The following is a 24,710-nucleotide window of genomic DNA, read 5'->3' as shown; positions in this document are numbered from 1 at the left end:
CCGCTCGGGACCGGGCCGCGCGGTGCGGAGCTGCTGAGTACCCGTAACGCCTTATCGGACAAGGCCGGTTGAGGGCACCAGCCGTGGTGCGTGAGATGGGTCACGTGCCCACTATGCGCGCCGACAGACTCAGCTCGCAACCTTCGTCCTGATAATTTCAGAACGATCCGCATCGCTCTGTCCGGTGCTATCAGGTCGTGGCACACTGCACCCACATGACGGTGATTCCGGGAGGCAGGACGTGAGTGAGGCACGGCCGGGGAGCGCCGCCCCCACCGTCTTACGCATGGTCCTGGGCAAGCGCCTGCGCCATCTGCGGGAGCGGGCCAAGGTGTCGTTCGAGGAGGCGGCCCGGGCCGTCGAGGTCACCCCGCTGACGGTGCGCCGGATGGAGAAGGCCGAGGTCGGCCTGAAGATCCCGTACGTCAAGGAGCTGTTGCGGACCTATGGCGTCCCCTCCCCCGAGATAGACGACTTCCTGGATCTGACCCGGGAGGCCAACCAGCCCGGCTGGTGGCACCAGTTCCGCGATGTGGTGCCGGAGTGGTTCAGCGCGTATGTGAGCCTGGAGAGCGAGGCCACCGTCATCCGCGCCTATGAACCCCACTACGTCCCCGGTCTGCTCCAGACCGAGGACTACGCCCGCGCGGTGCTGCGCGCCGGGTTTCCCAATCACACGGACGAGGAGATCGAGCGCCGGATCGCCCTGCGCGTCAAGCGCCAGAGCCTGCTCTCCAAGCCGGACGCCCCGGCCATCTGGGCCATCCTGGAGGAGACGGCGCTGCGCCGCCCCGTGGGCGGGCCCGAGGTGATGCGCCGGCAGATCGACCATCTCGTCGAGGCCCTGGCGGCGCCCAAGGTCCGGCTTCAGATCATGCGGTTCGCGGCGGGCCCGCACCCCGGGGCCTTCGGTCCCCTGCACTACTTCCGGTTCGGATTCTCCGAACTGCCCGACGTCGTCTACACCGAGAGCGTGACCGGCGCGGTCTACGTGGACCAGCCGGGCGAGGTCGTCACCTGTCTCGAGGTGCTGGACCGGATGGCCGTCCAGGCCGAGCCGGTCGGCGAGACCATTCCCATCCTGGCCGAACTGCGTAAGGAGCTCTGACATGACGGACCCGGTCTACAGCGGAATGCCGGCCTTGGACCTCGGCACGGAGGGCTGGGAGAAGCCCTGGAGCGGAACCAACGGAGGCACCTGCATCGAGGCCAAGAAGCTGCCGGACGGCCGGGTCGCGCTCCGCCAGTCCACGGACCCGGCCGGCCCCGCCCTGATCTACTCCCGGGCCGAGGTGGCCTCGTTCCTGGAGGCCGCGAAGGCCGGCCGGGCGGACTTCCTGATCGCCTGACCGGCCCCCGACACCCACGGAAACCACCCCGCAAGCCGTCCCGGCAACCACTACGCCCGCACAACCGCACAACCCGGCCCCGGACTCCCCCCGGACGACCGGGCCGCGCACACTGAATGCCCCGTGCGGGATCAACGAACGGAACGGCGGGTTGACCGGGATGTCGGCATGACCGGGGTGGCGCGGATGGACTTCCACGAGGCGGTGCGGCGCCGCGTCCTGATCGTGGAGGGCTGTGGCGGCGCCGCCCGCGCCGGGCTGCTGACCTGGCTGGCCCACCGCCACGGGTTCACCGTCGAGCGCCCGCCCCGCGAGCTGCCCGCGCTCGACCCGGCGCGCCCGTACCGCGAGCTGCTGCGGCGCGGCGGGCGGCTCGCCCTGGACTCCAGGTTCGTCGGCGAGTTGGTCTACGGGCCGCTGCGCCGGGGACACTCCCGGGTGACCTGGATCGAGGCCTTCGACTTCGCCGAGGCGGTGGCCGAGCGCGGCGGCGCGTTTCTGCATCTGACGGCCCCGCCACCCGCGCTCGCGGGGCGGCCCGGCGGGCGGGACGCGACGGCGGCCGCGGCGGAGACCGAGGCCGTGGCGGCCGCCTACGAGCGCGCCTTCGCCACCCTCGCCCAGCACGCCCCGGTGCTCACCGTGCGCCCCGGCGCGGCGAAGTCCCTTGCCTCGGCGGTAAGTTGGAACTCCGCGCACGGCCTCACGCAGGGCAGGAGAATCCCTAGATGACTCACGGCTCGTCCACCCCCCACCAGCAGCCGGCCTCAGGCAAGATCGATACCTCGGTTCCGCACTCGGCCCGGATCTGGAACTACTGGATGGGCGGCAAGGACAACTACGAGGTCGACCGGGTGGCCGGCGACCAGTACCGCGAGGTCGCGCCCACCATCGAGGTCATGGCCCGCGCGTCCCGGGCGTATCTGATCCGCACGGTGACGCATGTGGCCGGAGAGGCCGGGATCCGCCAGTTCCTGGACATCGGCACCGGGCTGCCCACGTACGACAACACCCACCAGGTCGCCCAGCGGATCGCCCCCGAGGCCCGCATCGTCTATGTCGACAACGACCCCCTGGTGCTCCGGCACGCCCAGGCCCTGCTCACCAGCACCCCCGAGGGCGTCACCGACTACATCGACGCCGATCTGCACGACCCCGAGAAGATCCTTCAGGCCGCGACCAAGACGCTGGACTTCAGCCGCCCCGTCGCGCTGATGCTCATGGGCATCCTGGGCCACATCCAGGACTACGACGAGGCCCGGGCGATCGTGCGGCGGCTCCAGGAGGCGCTTCCGCCGGGCAGCTACTTCGTGCACTACGACAGCACGGACACGGACCAGGCGCTCAAGCAGGCCCAGCAGGGCTACGACGACACCGGCGCGGTGCCGTACGTGCTGCGCAGCCCCGAGCAGGTCGCGCGCTTCTACGACGGTCTTGAGCTGATCGAGCCCGGCATCGCGTCCTGCCCCCTGTGGCGCCCCGAGCCCCCCGACGCGCCCGTCGAGAAGACCGACGTCTACGGGGGCGTCGCCCGCAAACTCTGACGCCCCCGCCGCTCCCCGTCAGCGGATCTGCATGCCGGACAGGGTGCGGGCGATGACCAGGCGCTGGATCTCGCTCGTACCCTCGAAGATCGTGAAGATCGCCGCATCGCGGTGCATCCGCTCCACCGGGTACTCACGGGTGAATCCGTTGCCCCCGAGGATCTGCACCGCCTGGGCCGTCACCGCCTTCGCCGTCTCCCCGGCGAAGAGCTTGGACATCGACCCCTCGGCGGCGGTGAAGGGCTTGCCCGCGGTGGCCATCCAGGAGGCGCGCCACACCAGCAGGCGCGCCGCGTCGATCCGGGTGCGCATGTCGGAGAGCTGGAAGGCGATGCCCTGGTTGTCGATGATGGGCCGGCCGAACTGCACCCGGTTCTTCGCGTAGTCGAGCGCCACCTCGTACGCCGCGCGGGCCACGCCGACCGCCTGGGCGCCGACGGCCGGGCGGGAGGCCTCGAAGGTCGCCATGGCGGCGTTCCTGCCGCGCTCGGTGCCGGCGCGGGCCCGCTCGCGGGCGCGGGCGAGGCGCTCGTCGAGCTTCTCCTTGCCGCCGAGCAGACAGTGGCCGGGGACGCGGACGCCGTCCAGGACCACCTCGGCGGTGTGCGAGGCGCGGATGCCGTGCTTCTTGAACTTCTGCCCCTGGGAGAGGCCGGGGGTGCCCGGGGGCACCACGAAGGACGCGTGGCCGCGGGCACCCAGCTCCGGGTCGACGGAGGCGATCACGACGTGGACGCCCGCGATGCCGCCGTTGGTGACCCAGGTCTTGGTGCCGTTGATGACCCACTCGTCCTTGGCCTCGTCGTAGACGGCCCGGGTGCGCATCGCGGCGACGTCCGATCCGGCGTCCGGTTCGGAGGAGCAGAACGCGGCGACCTTCACGTCGTTCGCGTCGCCGTACATGGGCGGGATCCAGGTGCCGATCTGCTCCTCGGTGCCGTTGGCGAGGACGGCGACGGCGGCCAGGGAGGTGCCGACGATGGCGAGCGCGATGCCCGCGTCGCCCCAGAACAGCTCCTCCATGGTCATCGGGATGCCGAGGCCGGTGGGGTCGAAGTACTGCTGGGCGTAGAAGTCCAGTGAGTACAGCCCGATCTTCGCGGCCTCCTGGATGATCGGCCAGGGGGTCTCCTCCCGCTCGTCCCATTCCGCCGCGGCCGGGCGCATCACATCGACCGCAAATCCGTGAATCCAGTCGCGCACCGCCTTCTGGTCGTCGTCGAGCTCGAACGAGAATTCCGGCATTACCCCTCCACCTCACCATTACCGTCGGTAACAAGAGTCTGTTACTCGCGAGTAGACGATGTCAACTCCCACGGCAGATCCATCCCCCCGCGCCAGCCCGGAGTGTTACGTTTCGCAGGCGTAAAGAACGACCAGGGGGCGGGAGGCGACTTCATGGACACCGGCACCAGCCAGCGTGACGATCAGCAGCAGGCGGCCCAGCGGCGGCGCAAGGAGCTGCTGGAGGCGGCGGACCGGGTGGTGCTGCGGGACGGGCCGGACGCCTCGATGAACGCGATCGCCGCGGAGGCGGGCATCACCAAGCCCATCCTGTACCGCCACTTCGGCGACAAGGGCGGGCTCTATCGCGCCCTCGCCAAGCGCCACACCGACGCGCTCCTCGCCTCGCTGCGCGCCGCGCTCGACGCCCCCAACGACCGCCGGGAGCGCGTCGAGGCCACGCTGGACACGTACCTCGCGGCGATCGAGGCGCGGCCCCAGGTCTACCGCTTCCTGATGCACCCCGCCGAGGACGCCCCCCAGGCGGAGCAGGGCTTCGACATCGGCCGCCACTCGGCCCCGGTGCTGCGCCGCCTCGGCGAGGAACTGGCCAAGGTGATCACCGAACAGCTCGACCTCGGCCCCGACGGCACGCGCGTGGCCCGCGTCTGGGGACACGGGATCGTCGGCATGATGCACGCGGCGGGCGACTGGTGGCTGCGCGAGCGGCCCTGCACCCGCGCCGAGTTGGTGCGGCACCTCACCGATCTGCTGTGGGGGCGGCTCACCATGGTGGACGACCGCATCGGCGCACCGCGCACCTGAGCGGACCCGGGGACCGGGCCTCAGGCCGTGTCCGCGGACCACGGCGCGCGCTGGGCCGCGCGCAGGGCGCGGCGGCGGCGCAGGCCGGTGAGCCGGTCGGTGAACAGGCGCCCGTCGAGGTGGTCGCACTCGTGCTGGAGACAGCGCGCGAAGAAGCCCGTGCCCTCCACCCGCACCGGCTTCCCGGCCACGGTCACCCCCTCCACGACCGCGTGGTCGTGGCGCGGGGTGCCCGCCTCGATGCCGGGCAGCGAGAGACAGCCCTCCGTCCCCCGCACCGTCACCCCATCGGCCTCGACCAGCCGCGGATTGACCACATGCCCCAGGTGACGGCGGTCCTCGTCGTCCGGGCAGTCGTAGACGAACACCCGCAGGCCCACGCCGACCTGGTTCGCGGCGAGACCGACGCCCTGCGCCGCGTACATCGTCGCGTACATGTCCTCGACCAGCCGCCCGAGGGCCGCGTCGAACGCGGTGACCTCCTCGCAGGGCGTGGCCAGCACCGGATCGCCGAGCAGCCGCATCGTCCGCACCAGTCCCCGACTGCCGGGGATCGCGCCGTTTCGCATGGCAGCAAAGCCTACGTGCCAGGCGTCGCGGGCCCGCGGGAATCGGGGAGGCAGGGTCTAGGTTGTGCGGGTGAGGTTCGGGACAGCGCCCGGATCTCGATAGGCTGATCCCCGACCGTGGCCTCCCGGCTGGCGATTCGGCGCGGAGGGGGCGTACCACCGGCGCCTCAGGGGGCAGGAGCGGCGCCGGTATGCGAGGAGGACGAAGACGATGGCAGGCAACTCGGAGCCGCTGTCGCCGCGGGCCAAGCTGGCCGTGACGGCGGGCAAGGCCGCGGCAGCGGTGTCGCGGGCGGCGGGCCGCGGCAGCGGATCGGTGATCGGCGGCAAGGTGGCCCTGCGGCTCGACCCCGAGCTGCTGGGCAGGCTGGCGCGACACCTGGACGTGATCCTGGTGTCGGCGACCAATGGCAAGACCACGACCACCCGGCTCATCGCCGAGGCGCTGCGGGCGGCGGGGCCCGTTGTCTCCAACGCGCTCGGGGCGAACATGCCCGCCGGTATCACCTCGGCACTCGCCGGCGGCTCCGACGCCCGTTACGGCGTGATCGAGGTCGACGAGAAGTACCTGGCCGGGGTGGCACGCGACACGGAGCCGAAGGCGATCGCGCTGCTCAACCTCTCGCGCGACCAGCTCGACCGGGCCGCCGAGACGCGCATGCTCGCGGAGAAGTGGCGAGAGGGCCTCTCCGGCTCCAAGGCCGTGGTGATCGCGAACGCGGACGACCCACTGATCGTCTGGGCCGCCTCCTCCTCGCCCAATGTGGTCTGGGTCGCGGCCGGCCAGGAGTGGAAGGACGACGCCTGGTCCTGCCCCTCGTGCGGCGGTGTGCTTCAGCGCCCCGGCGACGACTGGGTCTGCGGCGACTGCGGCTTCCGCCGCCCCGTCCCCACCTGGGCGCTCAACGGCGACTACGTGATGGACCCGCACGGCTCGGCCTGGCCGATCCACCTCCAGCTCCCCGGCCGCGCCAACAAGGCGAACGCCGCCACCTCGGCGGCCGTCGCGGCGACCTTCGGGGTGCCGCCGCAGGTGGCGCTGGAGCGGATGTACCAGGTCCAGGCGGTCGCCGGGCGGTACGACGTGGTCACCTTCCAGGAGCGCCAGCTGCGGCTGCTGCTGGCCAAGAACCCGGCGGGCTGGCTGGAGACCTTCTCCCTCATCGACCCGCCGCCCACCCCGGTGCTGCTGTCGGTGAACGCCCGGGGCGCGGACGGCACGGACACCTCCTGGCTGTGGGACGTGGACTACACCCGGCTCGCCGGGCACCCGATCTGCGTGATCGGCGACCGCAAGCTGGACCTCGCGGTGCGGCTGGAGGTCGCGGGCCTGGACTTCCGGGTCTGCGAGACCGTGGACGAGGCCTTGCAGATCGCCCCGCCCGGCCGGATCGAGGCGATCGCCAACTACACCGCGTTCCAGGACCTGCGCCGCCGCGTGGGCAACTGAGGCCGTACGAGCAAAAAGGGCAATCAAAATGCGACGGATGAACCAGAACAGCCTGCGGCTCGTGTGGGTCTACCCGGACCTGCTGAGCACGTACGGCGACCAGGGGAATGCGCTCGTCGTGGAGCGCCGGGCGCGCCAGCGCGGACTGGATGTCTCCCGCCTCGACGTCCGCTCCGACCAGCAGATCCCCACCTCCGGTGACATCTATCTGATCGGTGGCGGCGAGGACCGGCCGCAGCGGCTGGCGTCCGAGCGGCTGCGCCGGGACGGCGGGCTGAACCGCGCGGTCTCCAACGGGGCCATCGTGTTCTCGGTGTGCGCGGGCTACCAGATCCTGGGGCACGAGTTCATCAACGACCTCGGACAGCGCGAGCCGGGCCTGGGGCTGCTCGATGTGGTGAGCACCCGGGGCGAGGGCGAGCGCTGCGTCGGCGACGTCCTGGCCGACATCGACGACCGGCTGGGGCTGCCGCCGCTGACCGGCTTCGAGAACCACCAGGGCGTGACCCACCTGGGCCCGACCGCGCGCCCCTTCGCGCGCGTGCGGTTCGGGAACGGCAACGGCACGGGCGACGGCACCGAGGGCGCGTACAACGACACCGTCTTCGGCACCTACATGCACGGCCCGGTCATGGCCCGCAACCCGCACATCGCGGACCTGCTGCTCAAGCTGGCGCTGGATGTGAACGCGCTGCCGCCGGTGAACGACCAGTGGTACGACGCGCTGCGCAACGAGCGGATCACGGCGGCCACCCAGGCCTCCGCGTAACCGGCCCGGGCCCCTTCGGCCCGCCCGGTCCGCACCGTCCGCCCGCATGGCGGACACACCACGGCCCCGCCGCCCCCGCGCTTGTAGGGTGGCGGGGTCCCGCCGGACGACGCGGTCCGGCCGTCAGCCCACATTGCAGAGGTATCAGGGCCATGCGCATTGGTGTGCTCACGTCCGGCGGCGACTGCCCCGGCCTGAACGCTGTGATCAGGTCCGTCGTACACCGCGCCGTCGTCGACCACGGCGATGAGGTGATCGGCTTCCACGACGGTTGGAAGGGCCTGCTTGAGGGCGACTACCGCAAGCTCGACCTCGACGCCGTGGGCGGCATCCTGGCGCTCGGCGGCACCATCCTGGGGTCCACCCGGGTCCAGCCCACGCGGCTGCGCGACGGCGTGGAGCGCGCCAAGGGGCACGTCGCCGAGCTCGGCCTGGACGCGATCATCCCGATCGGCGGGGAGGGCACGCTCAAGGCGGCCCGGCTGCTGTCGGACGCGGGGCTGCCCATCGTCGGCGTCCCCAAGACGATCGACAACGACATCGCGTCCACCGATGTGACCTTCGGCTTCGACACGGCGGTCGGCGTGGCCACCGAGGCCCTGGACCGGCTGAAGACCACCGCCGAGTCGCACCAGCGGGTGCTGATCGTCGAGGTCATGGGGCGGCACACCGGCTGGATCGCGCTGCACTCCGGGATGGCCGCGGGCGCCCACGCGATCGTGGTGCCGGAGCGCCCGTTCGACATCGACGAGCTGACCAAGGTGGTCGGGGCGCGCTTCGAGGCGGGCAAGAAGTTCGCGATCGTGGTCGTGGCGGAGGGCGCGAAGCCGCGCGAGGGCACCATGGCCTTCGAGGCGGGCGGCACGGACGTCTACGGCCATGAGCGGTTCGCCGGGGTGGCCCGGCAGCTCTCCGTCGAGCTGGAACGGCGCCTGGAGAAGGAGGCGCGGGCGGTGATTCTCGGCCATGTGCAGCGGGGCGGCACGCCGACGGCGTACGACCGGGTGCTGGCCACCCGGTTCGGCTGGCACGCCGTGGAGGCCGTGCACCGCGGCGCCTTCGGGAGCATGACGGCGCTGCGCGGCACGGACATCACGCTGGTGCCCCTCGCCCAGGCCGTGGAGCACCTCAAGACGGTGCCCGCCGAGCGGTACGCCGAGGCCGAGTGCGTCCTGTGAGCTGAGCGGTTCTACCCTGGTGCGAGGCGCTTGGCGGGGGCGCGTCGCAATGTCGCGTTACTACCAGGAGAACAACACATGGATCACGGCGGGCACGGCATGCCCATGGATCTGCCGCCGTTCACGCTGGCGCGCGGGCTGGAGTTCGGCGGGGACGCGTTCTTCCTGATCGGCTGTGTGGTGGCGCTCGCCCTGTACGGCTGGGGCGTGGCGCGGCTGGCGCGGCGCGGCGACCGCTGGCCGGTGAGCCGGACGGCGTCGTTCGCGCTCGGGGTCCTCACCATCGCGCTGGTGATGTGCACCAAGCTCAATGACTACGGCATGGTCATGTTCAGCGTGCACATGGTCCAGCACATGGTCGTCAGCATGGTCTCGCCGATCCTGCTGCTGCTCGGCGCCCCGGTGACGCTGACCCTGCGCGCCCTGCCGACGGCCGGGCGTGGCCGCAAGGGGCCCCGGGAGCTGCTGGTGGCACTGTTGCACAGCCGCTATGTGCGGATCGTCAGCCACCCGGCGTTCACGATCCCGATGTTCATCGCGAGCCTGTACGGGCTCTACTTCACCCCGCTCTTCGACTTCCTCATGGAGAGCAAGCTCGGACACATCGCGATGATGACCCACTTCCTGCTGGTCGGCCTGTTCTTCTTCTGGCCGATCATGGGTGTGGACCCGGGCCCGCACCGGCCCGGCTATGTGATGCGGATGCTGGAGCTCTTCGCGGGCATGCCGTTCCACGCGTTCTTCGGGATCGCCCTGATGATGGCGAGCGAGCCCATGGTCGGCACCTACGAGCACCCGCCCGCCTCGCTGGGCATCGACGCACTGTCCGACCAGACGGCGGCGGGCGGGATCGCCTGGGCCTTCAGTGAGATCCCCTCGGTGATCGTCCTGGTCGCGCTGCTCGCCCAGTGGTACAAGTCGGACCAGCGCCAGGCGCGGCGCGCGGACCGTACGGCGGACCGGGACGGCGACCAGGAGCTCGCCGCGTACAACGCCTATCTGGCCTCGCTTCAGGGCCGCGGCCGTTAGGCCCTGTCTCCCCGATCTCTGCGGGCCCGCGACGCCTGGCACGCGCCCCCAGCTACCGCTGGGCGGTGCCCCCTGACGCCGCGGGCCCCCGCGGCGGAGCCGCTGATGTCACCGTCACAGAGATCAGGGAGACAGGACCTGACCGTTTCGGCCAAACCGAGCACCCCGCCGCCCCCGCCGCCGGACGATGTCTAGCGGCGGGGGCGGCGTCCGTACGACGATGTCCTCCTGGGCCGTTGAGGCTGAGGAGGTTGCGGGGATGCCCGGATCTGCGAAGGCGATGACAGCGTGCACGGTGGGGGGCCTGGTCGTGGTGACCGCGTACTCGGTGGCCCTGGGCAGCAATGGATGGCTCTGGTTCGGCTGGGTGGTGCTCGGCCTGCTCACCGTGGGGGTGCTGGTGGCCCGGGCCTGAGCCCGCGCCACAGGGACCGCCACCAGGACCGGGCCCGGAACGGCCGCTTTCCGGGCTCGGCGACGGCCGCCCGCGGCGGCGCCGGCGTGGTCGACAACTCCGCCGGGTCCGCCGGGTCGGCCGGTTCCGCCCGGTCCGGCAGGGCCATATAGCGGGCCAGGAAGTCCGGTGCCAACAAGCCCGTCTCGGTCTCCACCGTGTCCGAGTCGCCCTGCCGCGGGGTGAACTCGGCGGGCAGCGACACGAGGCGGCGGGAGACCCACGAGACGGTCCAGCGCAGCTCGGTCTCCAGGACTGCCGGCCGCAGATCGGGCAGGCGCAGCAGCAGGGCGTCGATGCCGGTGTCGGTGATGGCACGGCCGATGTCCTGGCCGGGGCATTCGTGTGGCCCGCCGCTGAAGGCGAGATGGGAGCGGTTGCCGTACATGGGCGCGCCGATCTCGGGGCGGATGGCGGGGTCGATGTTTCCGGCGGCCAGGCCGAGCAGCAGCATGTCCCCGGCCTTGATCTGCCGCCCGGCGAGCTCCGTGTCGCCGGTCGCCCAGCGGCCGGGGATCACGGCGAGCGGCGGTTCGTTCCACAGCACATGCTCGATGGCGTCCGGCAGGGTCATCTGACCGCCGGCCAGGGAGGCGCGGAAGCGCGGGTCGGTCAGCACCGTCAGCAGCGTGTTGGCTATCAGGTTGGTGGTGGTCTCATTGCCGGTGAGCAGCACCAGCCGCAGATGCTGGACGATCTCCTCCCCCGTCAGCCCGGAAGGGTGGCTCAACAGCCAGGAGGCCAGGTCCTGACCGGGCTCGGCGCGCTTGCGGGCCACCAGGTTCTCGAGGGTCCGGATGACGTACTCGTTGCTGCTGATGGCCGTCTCCGTGCCCTTCATCAGGTCCCGGCTGGCCTCGACCAGGCGCGGACCGTCCTCGTCGGGCATGCCGAGCAGCTGGGTGAGCACCAGCATGGGCAGCTGCTCGGCGAATTCGGTCACCAGGTCGGCGTGTCCGTCGGTGGCGAACTTCTCGACCAACTGGTTGGTGAACCGGGTGACATGGCGGCGCATCCCGCGCCGGTCGACGCGGTCCATGCTCTCGGTGAGCGCGGTGCGCAGCCGCTCGTGCTCGGCGCCGTCGGCGAAGGTGCACATGGGCTGCCAGCCGACCACCGGCAGCAGCGGCGAGTCGGGGGCGACCCGGCCCTCCCGCCAGTCGCCCCAGTGGCGGGAGTCGCGGGAGAAGCGGGAGGGGGTGCGGGCCACTTCCAGGTTCTCCCGGTAGCCCAGGAGCAGCCACGCGGGCAGGTCGCCGGCGACCCGGACGGGGGCGACCGCGCCGTGTTCGGCGCGCAGCCGCTCGTAGAAGCCCTTGGGGTCGGCTTCGTGGCCGGGTCCGAAGAGGTCCGCCAGGGCGGAGGCGGGGGCGGCGGCGTGAACGGCGGCGTGGGCGGGGCATTCGGGGGGAGGCATGGCCACCTGCCCGGTGCCGAGGTGGTCGGTGCCCGGGTGCTCGGGTGGAGGGGTCACGGGGTCTCCGGGGTCACGGTGATCAGGGAGTGCAGATAGCGCACGAGGGTCAGCAGGGCGTCACGGCTGGACCCGCGGTCCCGGGCGTCGCAGTCGATCATGGGTACGGATTCGGGCAGGTCCATCGCTGCGCGCAGCTCCGCGACGGGGTAGGCGGGGGCCTCGGGGAAGGCGTTGACGGCGACGACGAAGGGCACCGAGCGCTCCTCCAGCCGGCCGACCACGTCGAAGCTGACCTCCAGCCGCCGGGTGTCGATGAGCACCACGGCCCCCAGGGCGCCCTCGAACAGGCCGTCCCACAGGAACCAGAAGCGCTCCTGGCCGGGCGTGCCGAACAGATAGAGCACCAGCTGGTCGTTGAGGCTGATCCGGCCGAAGTCCATCGCCACGGTGGTCTCGGTCTTGCGCTCGACCCCGGCGAGGTCGTCCACGCCGACCCCGGCCTGGGTCATGGTCTCCTCGGTGGTCAGCGGACGGATCTCGCTCACCGAGCCGACCATGGTCGTCTTGCCGACGCCGAACCCACCGACGATCACCACCTTGACCGCAGCGTTCACCGAGGACGGCAGGACGTCCTCGGCGCGCGGTCCAGCGACCGCCTCAGAGCTTCTGTAGTCCATGCATCACCGCCTGGAGGAGTGCGGGGTCGGGCAGTTCGGCGGCGGGGACCGGCGCCCGGGTCTCCACCTGGTCCTCCGCGAGCAGCTCCGCGAGCACCTCGGTGACGCCGGATACGGGCAGGGCCAGATACGCGGAGATCTCGGCCACGGACAGCGGGAACTGGCACATTCTCAGGACGGCCGCGCACTCGGGGCGTGTCCCCGGCTCCGTCTCGGCCCGCGCCACGATCAGGGTGACCAGTTCCACGTCGGCCCGCGGGGTGCGGCGCGCCCGGCTGTCGGCGAGGGTGTACAGCCGCTCGGGGGCGCCTTCGGCGAGGCGCTCCCGCGGTTCGCTCATGCCGTCCGCCCGTCGACGCGCGGCGGGCTGCTGAGGTGTTCGCCGAGCCGGGCCACCAGGCTTCTCATGCACTGGCCCATGAGCCCGGCGTCCACGCTGTCCTCGGCCAGCACCGCCAGATACGCCCCGACGCCGGCCGCCATCAGATAGAAGAACCCGCCGTCGACCTCGATGGCGACGAGTTTCATCCGCCCGTCGCCCTCGGGGAATTCGGCGGCGATCGCCCCCGAGAGGCTCTGGAGCCCCGCGCAGGCGGCGGCCAGCCGGTCGGCGGTTTCCTCGTCGGCGCCGATCTGCGCCATGCACAGGCCGTCCGAGGAGAGGAGCACCACGTGGCGGGTCTGCGGAACGCTGGTCGCCAGGTCCCGGAGCATCCAGTCCATGTTGTACCGCGGTTGCGTCACTTGCCTATTCACCCTTATCCGACTCATACGAGGTGTTCGACGATTCATCACGGTGCGGACGGCCGGATTCGGTGTTCTCGGCCGCACCGGAAACGCCCTGGAAGAAAGGGCCCAGCCACAGTCCCGGCTCCACGGCCGGCTCGGCCGGGGCGCCGGGCCCGGCGCCGCTCTCGGCCCGGGCCCGGGCGGGCCGGGTCACCTGGGGCATCCGGCGGCGCCGCTGCGGCAGTCCGGCCGTGTTCTGCATCGCGGGGCCGCGGCCGGCGGGGACCGGGCCGGTGCGCGCCGGGGCCGGGGTGGGCGTGGGCCGCCGCACCGGCTTGGGCGGGGGCAGCTTGGCGGCGAGGGCGATCATGCCGCCGGGCGCGGGGGTGGTGCAGGTGATGTCCTGCGGTACGACCAGGACCGCGCGGACGCCGCCGTACGCGGAGGGGCGCATCGAGAACTGGAAGCGGTACTTGTGGGCGAGCCGGCCGACCACCGCGAGCCCCAGACGCGGCGTCTCGCCCAGGTCGTTGAGGTCGAGTCCGGCCGCCGCGTGGGCCAGCACCAGGTCGGTGCGGCGGCGGGCCTCCTCCGTCAGGCCCACCCCGGCGTCCTCGATCTCGATGGCGATCCCGGACTGGACCTCGACCGCGGTGAGATGCACCCGGGTCTTCGGCGGTGAGTAGCGGGTGGCGTTGTCCAGCAGTTCGGCCATGGCGTGGATCAGCGGCTCGACGCTGGGGCCGACGATGCCGACGTCCGCCACCGAGTGCAGATCGACCCGCCGGTACTCCAGGATCCGCGAGATGGCGCCGCGGCAGACGTTGTACAGCGGGATCGGGCTACGCCACTGGCGGCCCGGGCGGGAGCCGCCGAGCACCGCGATGCTGTCCGCCATGCGGCCGATCAGCGCGTTGCCGTGGTCGAGGTGGAGCAGATCGGCGTACACCTCGGGGTCGGCGCCGTGCTTGTCCTCCATCTCCCGCATGTCGTAGGCCTGTTGGTTGGTGATGGCCTGGACGCGGCGGGCGATGTTGACGAAGGCCCGCTGGGCGGCGTCCCTGAGGTCCTCCTCGGCCCGCACGGTGTACAGCATCGCTGCCAGGACCGAGCGGTGCGCGGACTCGAAGTCCGGGTCGAGGCACGGCGAGTGGTCGATGTCCTTCATCACGTCGACGGGTTCGGCGCCGGCCCTGAGCCGGGCCACGGCCGCGGGGAGCAGTTCCTTGGCCAGCCGTCTGGTCTCCGCCTCCTGGTCGACCAGGCGCTGCCGCAGCGCGGCCTCACGCTCCGCGGCCCGCAGGCGCAGGGTCGCGGTGGCGCGCCCGCGGCGCACCGCCTCGCCCGCCACCACGGCCACCGCCAGCGTCGCCGCCAGGCCGCACCAGACGGCCGCCGCCCGCGCCCCGGTGGGCACGCGGGTCACGGCCAGCGCCGCGCAGAGCGCCGTGGCGGCGGGAGGGATCAGCCATACGAGCGCGGAGGCGGGCCGCCGGCCTCCGGGTGACGAGCCAGCAAAAACCATGGGCGTCCTTCTTGAGAACTGCGGGGAGAGAATAAGCGCGAAGGGCTCGTAATGAGCCAGGGAGAGTTCGCTATGAGCCAAGGAGCATAGCGCTTTCGCCGACGACCGAGACGAATATGCGTTTTTCTCGGCAATGCACTGAAGTACGAATTGAAATAGCCCAAGAACCGATCGCGTTCTTTCATTTTCATTGCGTTCTCGAAATTTTCCGGAACGCACGGCCGTTGCGCCCAGAGCTGATCCGCGCAGGGTGAACGCGGCTGGGCGGTGCCCCGGAGAGCACGTAGCGTCCGCGTATGACCATCGGAGACGCATTCGTGATCGGGGCGACGGGACAGATCGGGCGGGCGGCCGTACGGGCGCTCGCCGCCGAGGGATGGCGGGTGCGGGCCGCCTCGCGCGGCGGTGGCCGCGACGAGCGATGGCCCGAGGAGGTGCGGGCCGTGACCGTGGACCGGGAGGACGACGCCGCGCTGGCGGCGGCGCTCGGGGACGGCTGCGATGTGCTGCTGGACTGCGTGGCCTACGGGTCGCGCCACGCCCGGCAGTTGCTCGGCCTCGCGGACCGGATCGGCTCGGCGGTGGTGATCTCCAGCGTCGCGGTGTACCAGGACGACCGAGGCCGCGGCTTCGACACCCAGGCCGAGCCGGACGGCGTCCCGGACTACCCGGTGCCGATTCCCGAGTCGCAGCCGACCGTCGCGCCGGGCGACGACACGTACAGCACCGCCAAGGTCGCGCTGGAGCGGGAGTTGCTGGCCGCCGGGGACCGGCTGCCGACCACGCTGCTGCGCGCCGGGGCGATCCACGGCCCGCACAGCCCCCTGCCCCGCGAGACGTACTTCGTCAAGCGGGTGCTCGACGGACGGCCGGTGCGGATCCTCGCCCACGGGGGCGCCAGCCGGTTCCACCCGGTGCACGTGGACAACCTGGCCGAGCTGGTGCGGCTGGCCGCCCGCAGGCCCGGCTCCCGGGCGCTCAACGCGGGCGATCCGCAGGCGCCGACGGTCGCCGAGATCGCGGCCGCGGTGGACGCGGCGATGGGCGCCACCAGCGAGCTGATCACGTTCGACGGCGAGCCGCCGCGCCCGGGTCTTGGGCAGACCCCCTGGAGCACGGCCCGGCCGGTGGTGATGGACATGTCGGCGGCGGAGCGCGAGCTGGGCTACCGGGCGGCGACCGGTTACGCCGAATCGCTCCCGGAGACGGTGGAGTGGACGGCCCGCCGGCTGGCGGGCGGCCGGGACTGGCGGGAGGCGTTCCCGCTCCTGGCCAAGGCCTATGGGTCCTTCGACCTCTTCGACTACGCCGCGGAGGACGCGTGGCTGGCCGAGCGCGGGTCCGCCGCCGGCTCCGGGCGCTGACGGCACCGGGCCCCGCCCAGGGGGTGCGTCTCGCACCCCCGGAGCGGGGCCCGGCCCGGTGTGGCTCCGGCTACTTGGCGGCGGCCGGTACGGGCGTGGCGTGCGGGCCGCACGTCACGTCCTGGGCGTCCACCGTGCCCTTCAGCAGATAGGTGTCCACCCGGTCGTTGATGCACGCGTTGACCAGACCGGTGACCCCGTGCGAGCCGGCGTCCTTCTCGGTGATCAGGCGCGACCCCTTCAGCCGCTTGTGCAGCTCGACGGCGCCCTCGTACGGGGTGGCGGCGTCGCGGGTGCTCTGCACGATGAGCGTCGGGGGCAGACCCTTGTCCGCGCCGACCTCAATCGGGGTCTGCTGCCGGGCGCCCCAGGTGCTGCACGGCAGGTTCATCCAGGCGTTCGCCCAGGTCATGAATGGGTAGTCCTTGTGCAGCCGGGTGTTGTCCCGGTCCCAGGTGCGCCAGCTGGTCGGCCACTTGGCGTCCGCGCACTCCACCGCCGTGTAGACGGCGTTGCCGTTCTCCGAGGAGATGTTGCCCGCGGTGTCGGACAGATCCGGGCCCGCGGCCTCGACCAGCTGCTTCTCGTCACCGGCGAGATAGGCGCTCCACACCGCGGCGGTCGGGGCCCACGACGAGTCGTAGTACGGCGCGCTCTGGAAGAAGCCCACCAGCTCGGCCGGGCCGACGACCCCGCCGATCGGGTGCTTCTTGGCGGCCGCGCGCAGCGTCTCCCACTGCTTCTGGACCTTCTGCGGGGTGTCCCCGATGTGGTAGGTCGCGTCGTTCTTGGCGACCCACGCCGTCCAGTCCTTCCAGCGCATCTCGAAGGCGACGTCCTGGTCCAGGTTGGCCTGGTACCAGATCTTCTCCCGCGACGGGTTGACCACGCTGTCGACGATCATGCGGCGCACATGGGTCGGGAAGAGCGTGGCGTACACGCCGCCGATGTAGGTGCCGTAGGACACGCCGAGGTAGTTGAGCTTCTTCTCGCCGAGCGCGGCCCGGATGACGTCGATGTCACGGGCGGTGTTGGGCGTCGTCATGTACGGCAGCATCCAGCCGCTGCGCTCCGCGCACCCCTGCGCGTACTCCTTGGCCAGCTTGCGCTGCGCGCGCTTGTCCGCCTCGCTGTCCGGCACCGGGTCCGCCTTCGGCGCCTTGACGAACTCCTGCGGGTCGACGCAGGAGATGGCGGCGGAGTGGCCGACTCCACGCGGGTCGAAGCCCACGAAGTCGTAGGCCTTCGAGGCCTTCTTCCACAGCGGGTTCTCGGTGGTGACCCGGCGCGGGAACTTCAGGCCCGAGCCGCCGGGCCCGCCCGGGTTGTAGAGCAGCGCGCCCTGGCGCTCGGTGGCGCTCCCGGTGCTGCCGATCCGGTCCACGGCGAGCTTGATGGTGCGGCCGCCCGGCTTGGCGTAGTCGAGCGGAACCGTCACATAGCCGCACTGGATGGGCTTCTCCAGGCTCCAGTCGGCCGGGCAGTCCTTCCAGTCGACGCCCGCCTCGGCGGCCCTGGCCGCGGCGATCGCCACACCGCGCGCCTCCGCCGCTCCCCCCGGCGTACGCGCCTTGGCGCTGGCCATCGGCGTGGCCAGGGCGCCCGCTATCAGCGCCCCGGTGAGCACACCGCCGGCCGTGCCGAGCATTGCTGTACGTCTCACGTAGCTACTCCCCCTGCCATGTCGCGCCGCCCCTGCGGCGATGATCACAGATTGTCAGAAGGATCCTCGCGCCTGACTCACCGCTGGGTACAGCGCGAACCGGGATTTCTTTGTCAATTCGTGAACATGCGGCCATCGGCGGTCACCTCGTCGAGCAGCCGGCGCAGCCGCAGCGCGTCCGGCGCCACCGCGGTGACCAGAGCGGCGGGGCCCGCGAGCGGGGTGAGGACCGCCGTCTCGCCCAGCTGCCTGACGGGCACGGGCCGGTCCTCGAAGGCCGGGTCGACGAGCAGGAGTTGGCCGGTGGCCCGGTGCCCGCCGAGGACCGCGCCGCCGTCCCAGCCGGGCCTCCCCGGCCCGTAGCCGAGCTCCTGGTCCAGCAGGGCCCGTCCGGCGCGGCGCACCGTCAGACGGGCCGTCAGCCGTCCCGGCGGCTCCCCGGCCCGGCCGAGCACCTGCTCCTCGCGGAGCAGCAGCCGGGCGGTGGGGGCCAGCTCGACGCGGCAGGTCATCCGCAGATCGCTGCCGCGCGCTGAGATGAGCGGTTCGGGGAGCCAGCACAGCGTCGCGCCGTCGCCGACGGTGAGCCGTACGTCGTAGTGGGCGGGTTCGGCCGACCGGCCGGGCAGGGCGATGGTGGCGGCCGCCGCGCCCATCCAGAGCCGGGCGCCGGGCCCGGCCGTCACATCCAGGGCGAGCCGGTCGCCGCCGAGCGGGGCGCTCATCGCCCCCACCACGGTCACCCGCGCCGCACCCGCGCCGCCGCCGGCCCCGCCGGCCGCACCCGGCCGTGTCCGCCGCAGCGCAAGCGGGCCGTCCCCGGCGAGCACGGGCAGCGCGGTTCCGCCCCGCCCGTCCGCCTCGGCGACGACGCGGGCGGTGGCTCGTACGCCGGTTCCCGTAGCCGGTACAGCCGGTACGGCCGGTGCCGTCACGCCGGGGCCGCCGTCCAGGCGGTCAGCCGCTCGCGCACCCAGTCGGCGACCGGCTTGACGCCGTTCTCGGCGACCAGGGAGGTGAAGGCGACGGGCAGGTCGCCGCGCTGGGCCCGGGCGTCATGGGCCATGCGCTCCAGGTCGGAGCCGACGTACGGCGCGAGGTCGGTCTTGTTGACGACCAGGAGGTCGGCGGTGGTCACGCCGGGGCCGCCCTTGCGCGGGATGTCGTCGCCGCCCGCCACGTCGATGACGAAGATCTGCGCGTCGGCCAGGCCCTTGGAGAAGGTCGCGGTGAGGTTGTCGCCGCCGGACTCGATGAACACGATGTCCAGGCCGCCGAGCGCGTCCTCGAGGTCCTCGACCGCCTCGAGGTTGGCGGAGATGTCGTCGCGGATGGCGGTGTGCGGGCAGGCGCCGGTCTCCACCGCCGTGATGCGCGTCGCGGGCAGCACGGCCTCGCGCAGCAGGAACTCGGCGTCCTCGCGGGTGTAGATGTCGTTGGTGACCACGGCGATGGACAGTTCGTCGCGCAGCGCGCGGCACAGCGCGGCGACGGTCGCGGTCTTCCCGGAGCCCACGGGGCCGCCCAGGCCGATGCGCAGGGCGCGCCGGGTGCCGTCGGGGCGGCGGGGGTCGGCGGCGCTGTGGGTGTGGCGCTGGGGGTAGGCGCCGGCGTGGTCGAGGTGGTCGTCGAGATGCATGACGGCTCCGGATGGCTGGGGGGTGCGGGATGGGGTCGAGCGGGCTACGGCGCTCAGGAGGCGAAGAGGCGTACGGGCCAGGCCGCGTGCGCCTCGGCGGTGATGTCCAGCAGGGGCGCGGAGGCGGCGGGCAGCGCGTCCGGGCCCTCGTCGAGGGCCCGCCGGGCCGCCTCGGCGGCGCGCGCCGCCACCTGGTCGAGCTCGGGGACGAGGCGGGCGAGCACGGCAGTGGCATCGAAGGGGTTGAGGCTCAGCAGCCGTACGACGGCGGTCGCGGGCCCGCTGACCGACTCGTACGCGGCGATGTGCGCGGCGTCCAGCGGGCTCGCCCCGGCGGCGCGGGCGGCCAGGCCGAGGACGACCGGCTGGTGGGCGCCGCGCGGGCGGGCCGCGGCCAGGGCGTCGAGCTCCGGTCCTGGCCAGGTGGCCCGGGCGGCGCGCATCATCTGTCTGCCGAGCCGCCGCGCGGTGGCGCGCAGGGCGGGGGCCGGGGTGCGGGCGTCGGCGGCCTCGTCGAGCGCGAGCGGGTCGAGCCCGGCGGCGGCCGCGGCGGCGAGCCCGGCCGCCGTGAGCCCGGCGGTGTGCAGCCGGCCCCGGCAGAACTCCTCCAGGGTGGCCGCGTCCCGGATCCGGCCCGCCTTGACGGCGGCCTCGGCGCCCCCGGAGTGCGCGTGGCCCCCGGCGGGGAACCGGCCGTCGGCGAGGACGAGCAGGGCCGCCCGGGCGGTGGCCGCGGACAGGGGCACGGTCATGGTCGCCACGTCCGCTCAGAAGAGGAAGTAGCGCTGCGCCATGGGCAGTTCCGCGGCCGGGGCCGGTTCGACCGGCTCGCCGTCGATGGTCACCGTGAAGGTGTCCGGGTCGACCTCGACGCGCGGGCGGGCGTCGTTCTCCCGCATGTCGGCCTTGGTGACGCCGCGTGTGCTGCGGATCGGGACGAACCGCTTGCCGAGCCCGAGCCGCTCCACGAGGCCGTCGTCGAGCGCGGTCCGCGTGACGAAGTTGAGCGAGTTGGTGGCCGGGGCGCGGCCGATCGCGCCGAACATGGGGCGCGGCAGGACCGGCTGGGGCGTGGGGATGGAGGCGTTGGCGTCGCCCATCTGCGCGTACGCGATCTGTCCGCCCTTGATGACCAGCTGCGGCTTGACGCCGAAGAACGCCGGGTCCCACAGCACCAGATCGGCGAGCTTCCCGGTCTCCACGGACCCGATCTCGTGGTCCAGGCCCTGGGCGACGGCCGGGTTGATGGTGTATTTGGCGACGTAGCGGCGCGCCCGGTGGTTGTCGGCGCGGCCGTCGCCGGGCAGGGCGCCGCGCCGGCGCTTCATGACGTGCGCGGTCTGCCAGGTGCGCAGCACGACTTCGCCGACCCGCCCCATGGCCTGGGAGTCGGAGGAGATGATCGAGATGGCGCCGAGGTCGTGGAGTATGTCCTCGGCCGCGATGGTGCTGGGCCTGATGCGGGACTCGGCGAAGGCGAGGTCCTCGGGGACGGCGGGGTTGAGGTGGTGGCAGACCATCAGCATGTCGAGGTGTTCCTCGACGGTGTTGACGGTGTGCGGGCGGGTCGGGTTGGTGGAGCTGGGCAGCACGTTGGGCTGGGACACCACGGTGATGATGTCCGGCGCGTGCCCGCCGCCCGCGCCCTCGGTGTGGTACGCGTGGATGGAGCGCCCGGCGATGGCGGCGAGGGTGTCGCCGACGAAGCCCGCCTCGTTGAGCGTGTCGGTGTGGATGGCGAGCTGGGCGCCGCTCTCCTCGCACACGCCCAGGCAGGCGTCGATGGCGGCGGGGGTGGCGCCCCAGTCCTCATGGATTTTGAACCCGAGGGCCCCGCCGCGCAGTTGGGAGTACATCGCCTCGCGGGAGACGGTGTTGCCCTTGCCGAGCAGCCCGATGTTGACCGGGTAGGCCTCCAGCGCCTCGAACATCCGGGCAAGGTGCCAGGGGCCCGGGGTGATGGTGGTCGCCTTGGTGCCCTCGGCGGGTCCGGTGCCGCCGCCGACCAGGGTGGTGATGCCCGCCGCCAGCGCCTCGTCGGCGATGGTCGGGGAGATGAAGTGGACATGGGCGTCGATGGCCCCGGCGGTGAGGATCCTGCCGTTGCCCGCGATGACCTCGGTCTCCGGCCCGATCACGAGGTCGGGGTGGACGCCGTCCATGGTGTCCGGGTTGCCCGCCTTGCCGATGCCGGTGATCCGGCCGTCGCGCAGGCCGATGTCGGCCTTGACGATCCCCCAGTGGTCCAGGATCACGGCGCCGGTGATCACGGTGTCGGGGGTCCCTTCGGCGCGCGTGGCGCGGGACTGGCCCATGGACTCGCGGATCACCTTGCCGCCACCGAAGACCGCCTCGTCCCCGGCGCGGCCGGGGCCGCCCGCGCGGTCCTCCTCGATCTCGATGAGCAGGTCGGTGTCGGCGAGTCGTATACGGTCGCCGGCGGTCGGCCCGAAGAGGTCCGTGTACGCGGCGCGGTTGAGTTCAGCCATCGAGGGAACCTCCGGTTTCCCCGCGCAGCCCGGGTACGACGCGCGCGCCCGCGATCGGGACCAGCTCGACCTCGACGGGGATGCCGGGCTCGAAGCGCGCGGCGGTGCCCGCGGCGATGTGCAGGCGCTTGCCATGGGCGGCGGCGCGGTCGAAGTCGAGGCCGGGGTTCGCCTCGGCGAAGTGGTAGTGGGAGCCGACCTGGACGGGCCGGTCGGCGGCGTTGAGCACGGTGAGGCGGGTGACGGGACGGCCCTCGTTGAGGCCGATCGGCTCGTCCGCGTGCAGGATCTCTCCGGGGGTCACGGAAGGCGTCCTCCGTCAGGCGATCGGCTGGTGGACGGTGACGAGCTTGGTGCCGTCGGGGAAGGTGGCCTCGACCTGGACGTCGTGGATCATCTCGGGGACGCCCTCCATGACCTCCTCGCGGGTGAGCACCTCGCGGCCGGAGGACATCAGCTCGGCGACCGTACGGCCGTCGCGGGCGCCCTCCAGGATGTGCGCGGTGATCAGCGCGATGGCCTCCGGGTGGTTGAGGACCACTCCGCGGGCCCGCCGCTTCTCGGCCACGTCGGCGGCCACATGGATGAGCAGTCGTTCCTGTTCGTGCGGGGTCAACTGCACGCCTACCACCTCACACTCGTCCCGTCGGGCGTGTCCCTCGGACCCTCTGTCCCTCGTCGAGGGGAAAATCGCCCGTTCACCTGCGGCCCAGGGCGGCTCGCACCCGGTTTCGGAAGGCTAGTTCCGCGGCGTTTCCACGGCGTTAACTCCGACGGGTGCTGCCGGGTGCGGCCGGGCGGTACGGGTGCGGCGGGTGGCGGGTGGCGGGTGGGCGGCTGTGTCAGGCGCGGCCGGGCCGCCGGTCCCCGGTGTCCGGGCCGCGGTGCTCCGCCGCGATGCCGAACCGCCGCCGTTCGCCGGGAGCGGACGCCACCGGGCGCACCGCGGAGACCGTGCTGATCACCTGATCCTCCGCCTCCGACTCGCTCTCCTCGAGTCGCCGCAGGTCATCGGCCGAGACCAGGGCCACGAGCGGCTTTCCGTGCCGGGTCACGACCACGCGCTCACCGCCGTAGACAACGCGGTTGATGAGCTCCGCGAGCTCTGCTCGGGCTTGCGTCACCGGAATCTCGTAGGCCATGCTCCCCATCATAACGAGGTGTACGTCCTGTACATTTTTTACAGGCTCCTGGCTACCGACTGACACTGAGGGGTGACGCGATGGAACGCCCGACGGCGCGCTATGTCCTGCCCGAGTTCACCGAGCGCACGAGCTCCGGGATCCGCACCATGGACCCGTACTCCAAGCTCCTGTCCGAGCGCATCGTCTTCCTCGGCACGCCGGTCGACGACACCTCGGCCAACGACGTGATCGCACAGCTCATCCACCTCGAGCACGCCGGGCCCGACCAGGACATCTCGCTCTACATCAACTCGCCCGGCGGCTCGTTCTCCGCCATGACGGCGATCTACGACACCATGCACTTCGTCACCTGCGACGTGGAGACGGTCTGCCTGGGCCAGGCCGCCTCCGCGGCCGCCGTGCTGCTCGCCGCCGGGGCCCCCGGCAAGCGCTTCGCGCTGCCCGGCGCGCGGGTCCTCATCCACCAGCCGTCGTTCAGCGAGCCCGTCCAGGGCACGACGTCCGACCTGGAGCTCCAGGCCAAGGAGATGCTGCGCACCCGCGAGCTGCTGGAGGAACTGCTGGTGCGGCACACCGGGCAGAGCGCGGAGCGCATCCGCGCCGATGTCGAGCGCGACAAGATCTTCGACGCGGAGGGCGCGGTGGCGTACGGGCTGGTGGACCGGCTCACCCAGAGCCGCAAGCGCCCGTCGGCGCCGCGCGGGGCGAGGTGAGCGGCCGTGCTGCCCCCCGAACTCCCCCCGCTGCCCGCGCTCACCCGCGCGGAGGGCGCGCTGGTGGACGGCTATCTGGACGTGGTGGACCTGCTGGGCCGCATCAACCCGGCCCGCGGCAGTGACACGTACGCGGGGCTGCGCGCCGCGCAGGCCCTGGTCGGAAAGGCCACGGCGCTCCGGGACGCGCTGGCGCTGATGCACGAGCGCGGGGAGAGCCGGCTGCACGCCGCGACGCTGGAGCGGGCCCTGCGCGTCCTGGACGGCGAGCGTCGCACCGAGCGCGTCACGCTTCCCCCGGCGTCGGCGCCCTGAGGCCGGACCCCGTTCACCCGGACGGCGTAATCCGCGCCCGGCCGGCTCGGCATGCCGGTCACGGCTGCGGCACCATCCCTAGGACGACAGGACCCGCCGTGCCGGGCGCCTGGCCGGCCCGGTCCGGGCGGGCCCCGGCGGACGGAAGGGGGTGCGCGATGAATGCGCACATGCGAGTTCCCGCAGTGGTGTCCAGGGCCGGCGCCGTCTCGGCCATGACCGTCGCCGCGGTCGGCGGCCCCGTAGCGGCGCCAGGGCTTCCACAGCAGGCCGACGCGGCGTCCGCCGCCGCGCGGGCGCTACAGATCGCCGCCTCGAAGAAGGGCGCCCCGTACAGATACGGGGCGGCGGGCCCCAGCCGCTTCGACTGCTCGGGCCTGACCCAGTACGCCTACAAGCGGGCCGGGAAGCGGCTGCCGCGCACGGCGTCCGCGCAGTACAACCGCACCCGCCATATCAAGGCCGCCTCCCGCCACGGCGGCGACCTGGTGTTCTTCCACTCCGGGAGCAGCGTCTACCACGTGGGCCTGTACGCGGGGCGCGGCCGGATCTGGCACGCGCCCAAGCCGGGGACCGTGGTGCGGCTGGAGCGCATCTGGACCAAGAAGGTCTGGTACGGCAAGGTGCGCTGATGCCTGGGCCC

General features: G+C 72.4%; 29 protein-coding genes. 14 read left to right on the top strand and 15 right to left on the bottom strand.

The window, feature by feature from the left end; translation table 11 throughout:
* Positions 1–286 precede the first annotated feature (286 nt).
* The 4 genes from ACH4S9_RS19425 (at position 287) to ACH4S9_RS19410 (ending at position 2,893) form a co-directional block, all read left to right on the top strand.
* A complete protein-coding gene (locus tag ACH4S9_RS19425; RefSeq protein WP_311730654.1) occupies positions 287–1,108 on the top strand; it encodes a helix-turn-helix transcriptional regulator in 822 nt (273 codons plus the stop codon).
* Position 1,109: 1 nt separating this feature from the next.
* Positions 1,110–1,349, top strand: coding sequence for a DUF397 domain-containing protein (locus ACH4S9_RS19420; RefSeq protein ID WP_311730611.1), 240 nt, complete (start codon positions 1,110–1,112; stop codon positions 1,347–1,349).
* 168 nt (positions 1,350–1,517) lie between these two features.
* Positions 1,518–2,081 carry a hypothetical protein gene (locus tag ACH4S9_RS19415; RefSeq protein WP_398373224.1) on the top strand — a complete coding sequence of 188 codons (564 nt, stop codon included), beginning with the start codon at positions 1,518–1,520 and terminating at the stop codon, positions 2,079–2,081.
* A complete protein-coding gene (locus ACH4S9_RS19410; RefSeq protein ID WP_398373222.1) occupies positions 2,078–2,893 on the top strand; it encodes an SAM-dependent methyltransferase in 816 nt (271 codons plus the stop codon). The genes ACH4S9_RS19415 and ACH4S9_RS19410 overlap by 4 nt, the downstream gene beginning before the upstream one ends.
* Positions 2,894–2,911: 18 nt before the next feature.
* Here the strand turns inward: ACH4S9_RS19410 and ACH4S9_RS19405 are convergent, their stop codons facing one another.
* Positions 2,912–4,138, bottom strand: coding sequence for an acyl-CoA dehydrogenase family protein (locus ACH4S9_RS19405; RefSeq protein WP_311730608.1), 1,227 nt, complete (start codon positions 4,136–4,138; stop codon positions 2,912–2,914).
* Between the two features lie 153 nt (positions 4,139–4,291).
* Between ACH4S9_RS19405 and ACH4S9_RS19400 the strand changes: the two genes are divergently transcribed.
* Positions 4,292–4,942, top strand: coding sequence for a TetR family transcriptional regulator (locus ACH4S9_RS19400; protein WP_311730607.1), 651 nt, complete (start codon positions 4,292–4,294; stop codon positions 4,940–4,942).
* Between the two features lie 20 nt (positions 4,943–4,962).
* On the opposite strand, the gene def is transcribed toward ACH4S9_RS19400, so the two are convergent.
* Positions 4,963–5,511, bottom strand: a complete 549-nt coding sequence (gene def, locus ACH4S9_RS19395; RefSeq protein WP_385336579.1) for a peptide deformylase — start codon at positions 5,509–5,511, stop codon at positions 4,963–4,965.
* Between the two features lie 211 nt (positions 5,512–5,722).
* On the opposite strand from def, the gene ACH4S9_RS19390 reads away from it, so the two are divergent.
* From ACH4S9_RS19390 to ACH4S9_RS19370, 5 genes are all read left to right on the top strand, one after another.
* On the top strand, positions 5,723–6,961 hold the full coding sequence (locus ACH4S9_RS19390) for a MurT ligase domain-containing protein (RefSeq protein ID WP_311730605.1): 1,239 nt from the start codon (positions 5,723–5,725) through the stop codon (positions 6,959–6,961).
* A 37-nt stretch (positions 6,962–6,998) separates the two neighbouring features.
* The gene (locus tag ACH4S9_RS19385) at positions 6,999–7,730 is read left to right on the top strand and encodes a glutamine amidotransferase (protein ID WP_311730604.1); all 732 of its coding nucleotides are present in this window, start codon (positions 6,999–7,001) and stop codon (positions 7,728–7,730) included.
* Between the two features lie 152 nt (positions 7,731–7,882).
* Positions 7,883–8,908: a 6-phosphofructokinase gene (locus ACH4S9_RS19380; protein ID WP_311730603.1), complete on the top strand. Its 1,026-nt coding sequence runs from the start codon at positions 7,883–7,885 to the stop codon at positions 8,906–8,908.
* Positions 8,909–8,986: 78 nt separating this feature from the next.
* Complete coding sequence (locus ACH4S9_RS19375) at positions 8,987–9,937, top strand: cytochrome c oxidase assembly protein (protein ID WP_358846209.1); 951 nt, start codon at positions 8,987–8,989, stop codon at positions 9,935–9,937.
* A gap of 259 nt (positions 9,938–10,196) precedes the next feature.
* Complete coding sequence (locus ACH4S9_RS19370; RefSeq protein WP_311730601.1) at positions 10,197–10,352, top strand: hypothetical protein; 156 nt, start codon at positions 10,197–10,199, stop codon at positions 10,350–10,352.
* Here ACH4S9_RS19370 and ACH4S9_RS19365 read toward each other — a convergent pair.
* The 5 genes from ACH4S9_RS19365 to ACH4S9_RS19345 are packed head-to-tail and all read right to left on the bottom strand — an operon-like array spanning position 10,321 to position 14,739.
* Complete coding sequence (locus ACH4S9_RS19365; RefSeq protein ID WP_398373217.1) at positions 10,321–11,865, bottom strand: cytochrome P450; 1,545 nt, start codon at positions 11,863–11,865, stop codon at positions 10,321–10,323. The two genes, ACH4S9_RS19370 and ACH4S9_RS19365, sit on opposite strands and share 32 nt — an antisense overlap.
* Positions 11,862–12,485: an ATP/GTP-binding protein gene (locus ACH4S9_RS19360; protein ID WP_385336564.1), complete on the bottom strand. Its 624-nt coding sequence runs from the start codon at positions 12,483–12,485 to the stop codon at positions 11,862–11,864. Before ACH4S9_RS19360 ends, ACH4S9_RS19365 begins: the two co-directional genes overlap by 4 nt.
* Entirely contained in the window at positions 12,466–12,825 is a 360-nt protein-coding gene (locus tag ACH4S9_RS19355; RefSeq protein ID WP_311730598.1) for a DUF742 domain-containing protein, read from the bottom strand. The genes ACH4S9_RS19360 and ACH4S9_RS19355 overlap by 20 nt, the downstream gene beginning before the upstream one ends.
* Positions 12,822–13,208 carry a roadblock/LC7 domain-containing protein gene (locus ACH4S9_RS19350; protein ID WP_311730652.1) on the bottom strand — a complete coding sequence of 129 codons (387 nt, stop codon included), beginning with the start codon at positions 13,206–13,208 and terminating at the stop codon, positions 12,822–12,824. The genes ACH4S9_RS19355 and ACH4S9_RS19350 overlap by 4 nt, the downstream gene beginning before the upstream one ends.
* 25 nt (positions 13,209–13,233) lie before the next feature.
* On the bottom strand, positions 13,234–14,739 hold the full coding sequence (locus ACH4S9_RS19345) for an ATP-binding protein (RefSeq protein WP_398373214.1): 1,506 nt from the start codon (positions 14,737–14,739) through the stop codon (positions 13,234–13,236).
* A 296-nt stretch (positions 14,740–15,035) separates the two neighbouring features.
* Between ACH4S9_RS19345 and ACH4S9_RS19340 the strand changes: the two genes are divergently transcribed.
* A complete protein-coding gene (locus ACH4S9_RS19340) occupies positions 15,036–16,103 on the top strand; it encodes an NAD-dependent epimerase/dehydratase family protein (protein WP_398373212.1) in 1,068 nt (355 codons plus the stop codon).
* Positions 16,104–16,173: 70 nt separating this feature from the next.
* Here the strand turns inward: ACH4S9_RS19340 and ACH4S9_RS19335 are convergent, their stop codons facing one another.
* The 8 genes from ACH4S9_RS19335 to ACH4S9_RS19300 all read right to left on the bottom strand — a co-directional run bounded on the left by ACH4S9_RS19335 (position 16,174) and on the right by ACH4S9_RS19300 (position 23,036).
* Positions 16,174–17,751, bottom strand: a complete 1,578-nt coding sequence (locus tag ACH4S9_RS19335) for an alpha/beta hydrolase (RefSeq protein WP_385337214.1) — start codon at positions 17,749–17,751, stop codon at positions 16,174–16,176.
* A gap of 128 nt (positions 17,752–17,879) precedes the next feature.
* The gene (locus tag ACH4S9_RS19330; protein ID WP_398373210.1) at positions 17,880–18,701 is read right to left on the bottom strand and encodes an urease accessory protein UreD; all 822 of its coding nucleotides are present in this window, start codon (positions 18,699–18,701) and stop codon (positions 17,880–17,882) included.
* Positions 18,698–19,405, bottom strand: a complete 708-nt coding sequence (gene ureG, locus ACH4S9_RS19325) for an urease accessory protein UreG (protein ID WP_311730594.1) — start codon at positions 19,403–19,405, stop codon at positions 18,698–18,700. Before ureG ends, ACH4S9_RS19330 begins: the two co-directional genes overlap by 4 nt.
* A 53-nt stretch (positions 19,406–19,458) precedes the next feature.
* A complete protein-coding gene (locus ACH4S9_RS19320) occupies positions 19,459–20,157 on the bottom strand; it encodes an urease accessory protein UreF (RefSeq protein ID WP_398373207.1) in 699 nt (232 codons plus the stop codon).
* 15 nt (positions 20,158–20,172) lie between these two features.
* A complete protein-coding gene (locus ACH4S9_RS19315; RefSeq protein ID WP_398373205.1) occupies positions 20,173–21,894 on the bottom strand; it encodes an urease subunit alpha in 1,722 nt (573 codons plus the stop codon).
* Entirely contained in the window at positions 21,887–22,198 is a 312-nt protein-coding gene (locus tag ACH4S9_RS19310; protein ID WP_385336551.1) for an urease subunit beta, read from the bottom strand. Before ACH4S9_RS19310 ends, ACH4S9_RS19315 begins: the two co-directional genes overlap by 8 nt.
* A gap of 15 nt (positions 22,199–22,213) precedes the next feature.
* On the bottom strand, positions 22,214–22,516 hold the full coding sequence (locus ACH4S9_RS19305; RefSeq protein WP_358846217.1) for an urease subunit gamma: 303 nt from the start codon (positions 22,514–22,516) through the stop codon (positions 22,214–22,216).
* A gap of 220 nt (positions 22,517–22,736) precedes the next feature.
* Positions 22,737–23,036: a type II toxin-antitoxin system Phd/YefM family antitoxin gene (locus ACH4S9_RS19300; RefSeq protein WP_311729472.1), complete on the bottom strand. Its 300-nt coding sequence runs from the start codon at positions 23,034–23,036 to the stop codon at positions 22,737–22,739.
* A gap of 80 nt (positions 23,037–23,116) precedes the next feature.
* Here ACH4S9_RS19300 and ACH4S9_RS19295 point away from each other — a divergent pair, with 80 nt between their 5' ends.
* The 3 genes from ACH4S9_RS19295 (at position 23,117) to ACH4S9_RS19285 (ending at position 24,699) form a co-directional block, all read left to right on the top strand.
* Positions 23,117–23,752, top strand: coding sequence for an ATP-dependent Clp protease proteolytic subunit (locus tag ACH4S9_RS19295; RefSeq protein WP_311729473.1), 636 nt, complete (start codon positions 23,117–23,119; stop codon positions 23,750–23,752).
* A 6-nt stretch (positions 23,753–23,758) separates the two neighbouring features.
* On the top strand, positions 23,759–24,067 hold the full coding sequence (locus ACH4S9_RS19290) for a hypothetical protein (RefSeq protein ID WP_311729474.1): 309 nt from the start codon (positions 23,759–23,761) through the stop codon (positions 24,065–24,067).
* A 158-nt stretch (positions 24,068–24,225) separates the two neighbouring features.
* The gene (locus ACH4S9_RS19285; protein WP_311729475.1) at positions 24,226–24,699 is read left to right on the top strand and encodes a C40 family peptidase; all 474 of its coding nucleotides are present in this window, start codon (positions 24,226–24,228) and stop codon (positions 24,697–24,699) included.
* Positions 24,700–24,710 lie beyond the last annotated feature (11 nt).

The organism is Streptomyces sp. NPDC021225, assembly GCF_044332865.1.
Taxonomy (GTDB): Bacteria; Actinomycetota; Actinomycetes; order Streptomycetales; family Streptomycetaceae; genus Streptomyces.
Note: the sequence above shows the minus strand (reverse complement) of the source record. Positions and strands in the feature narration are given on the sequence as shown.

Bases quoted from the DNA above. Each gene is read 5' to 3' on its own strand.
- ACH4S9_RS19425 (WP_311730654.1), top strand. From the start codon at position 287: ATGGTCCTGGGCAAGCGCCTGCGCCATCTGCGGGAGCGGGCCAAGGTG.
- ACH4S9_RS19340 (WP_398373212.1), top strand. From the start codon at position 15,036: ATGACCATCGGAGACGCATTCGTGATCGGGGCGACGGGACAGATCGGG.
- ACH4S9_RS19380 (WP_311730603.1), top strand. From the start codon at position 7,883: ATGCGCATTGGTGTGCTCACGTCCGGCGGCGACTGCCCCGGCCTGAAC.
- ACH4S9_RS19300 (WP_311729472.1), bottom strand. From the start codon at position 23,036: ATGGCCTACGAGATTCCGGTGACGCAAGCCCGAGCAGAGCTCGCGGAG.
- ACH4S9_RS19370 (WP_311730601.1), top strand. From the start codon at position 10,197: ATGCCCGGATCTGCGAAGGCGATGACAGCGTGCACGGTGGGGGGCCTG.
- ACH4S9_RS19285 (WP_311729475.1), top strand. From the start codon at position 24,226: ATGAATGCGCACATGCGAGTTCCCGCAGTGGTGTCCAGGGCCGGCGCC.
- def (WP_385336579.1), bottom strand. From the start codon at position 5,511: ATGCGAAACGGCGCGATCCCCGGCAGTCGGGGACTGGTGCGGACGATG.
- ACH4S9_RS19385 (WP_311730604.1), top strand. From the start codon at position 6,999: ATGAACCAGAACAGCCTGCGGCTCGTGTGGGTCTACCCGGACCTGCTG.
- ACH4S9_RS19345 (WP_398373214.1), bottom strand. From the start codon at position 14,739: ATGGTTTTTGCTGGCTCGTCACCCGGAGGCCGGCGGCCCGCCTCCGCG.
- ACH4S9_RS19410 (WP_398373222.1), top strand. From the start codon at position 2,078: ATGACTCACGGCTCGTCCACCCCCCACCAGCAGCCGGCCTCAGGCAAG.
- ACH4S9_RS19420 (WP_311730611.1), top strand. From the start codon at position 1,110: ATGACGGACCCGGTCTACAGCGGAATGCCGGCCTTGGACCTCGGCACG.
- ACH4S9_RS19295 (WP_311729473.1), top strand. From the start codon at position 23,117: ATGGAACGCCCGACGGCGCGCTATGTCCTGCCCGAGTTCACCGAGCGC.
- ureG (WP_311730594.1), bottom strand. From the start codon at position 19,405: ATGCATCTCGACGACCACCTCGACCACGCCGGCGCCTACCCCCAGCGC.
- ACH4S9_RS19315 (WP_398373205.1), bottom strand. From the start codon at position 21,894: ATGGCTGAACTCAACCGCGCCGCGTACACGGACCTCTTCGGGCCGACC.
- ACH4S9_RS19375 (WP_358846209.1), top strand. From the start codon at position 8,987: ATGGATCACGGCGGGCACGGCATGCCCATGGATCTGCCGCCGTTCACG.
- ACH4S9_RS19390 (WP_311730605.1), top strand. From the start codon at position 5,723: ATGGCAGGCAACTCGGAGCCGCTGTCGCCGCGGGCCAAGCTGGCCGTG.
- ACH4S9_RS19350 (WP_311730652.1), bottom strand. From the start codon at position 13,208: ATGGACTGGATGCTCCGGGACCTGGCGACCAGCGTTCCGCAGACCCGC.
- ACH4S9_RS19355 (WP_311730598.1), bottom strand. From the start codon at position 12,825: ATGAGCGAACCGCGGGAGCGCCTCGCCGAAGGCGCCCCCGAGCGGCTG.
- ACH4S9_RS19415 (WP_398373224.1), top strand. From the start codon at position 1,518: ATGACCGGGGTGGCGCGGATGGACTTCCACGAGGCGGTGCGGCGCCGC.
- ACH4S9_RS19360 (WP_385336564.1), bottom strand. From the start codon at position 12,485: ATGGACTACAGAAGCTCTGAGGCGGTCGCTGGACCGCGCGCCGAGGAC.
- ACH4S9_RS19320 (WP_398373207.1), bottom strand. From the start codon at position 20,157: ATGACCGTGCCCCTGTCCGCGGCCACCGCCCGGGCGGCCCTGCTCGTC.
- ACH4S9_RS19335 (WP_385337214.1), bottom strand. From the start codon at position 17,751: ATGCTCGGCACGGCCGGCGGTGTGCTCACCGGGGCGCTGATAGCGGGC.
- ACH4S9_RS19405 (WP_311730608.1), bottom strand. From the start codon at position 4,138: ATGCCGGAATTCTCGTTCGAGCTCGACGACGACCAGAAGGCGGTGCGC.
- ACH4S9_RS19400 (WP_311730607.1), top strand. From the start codon at position 4,292: ATGGACACCGGCACCAGCCAGCGTGACGATCAGCAGCAGGCGGCCCAG.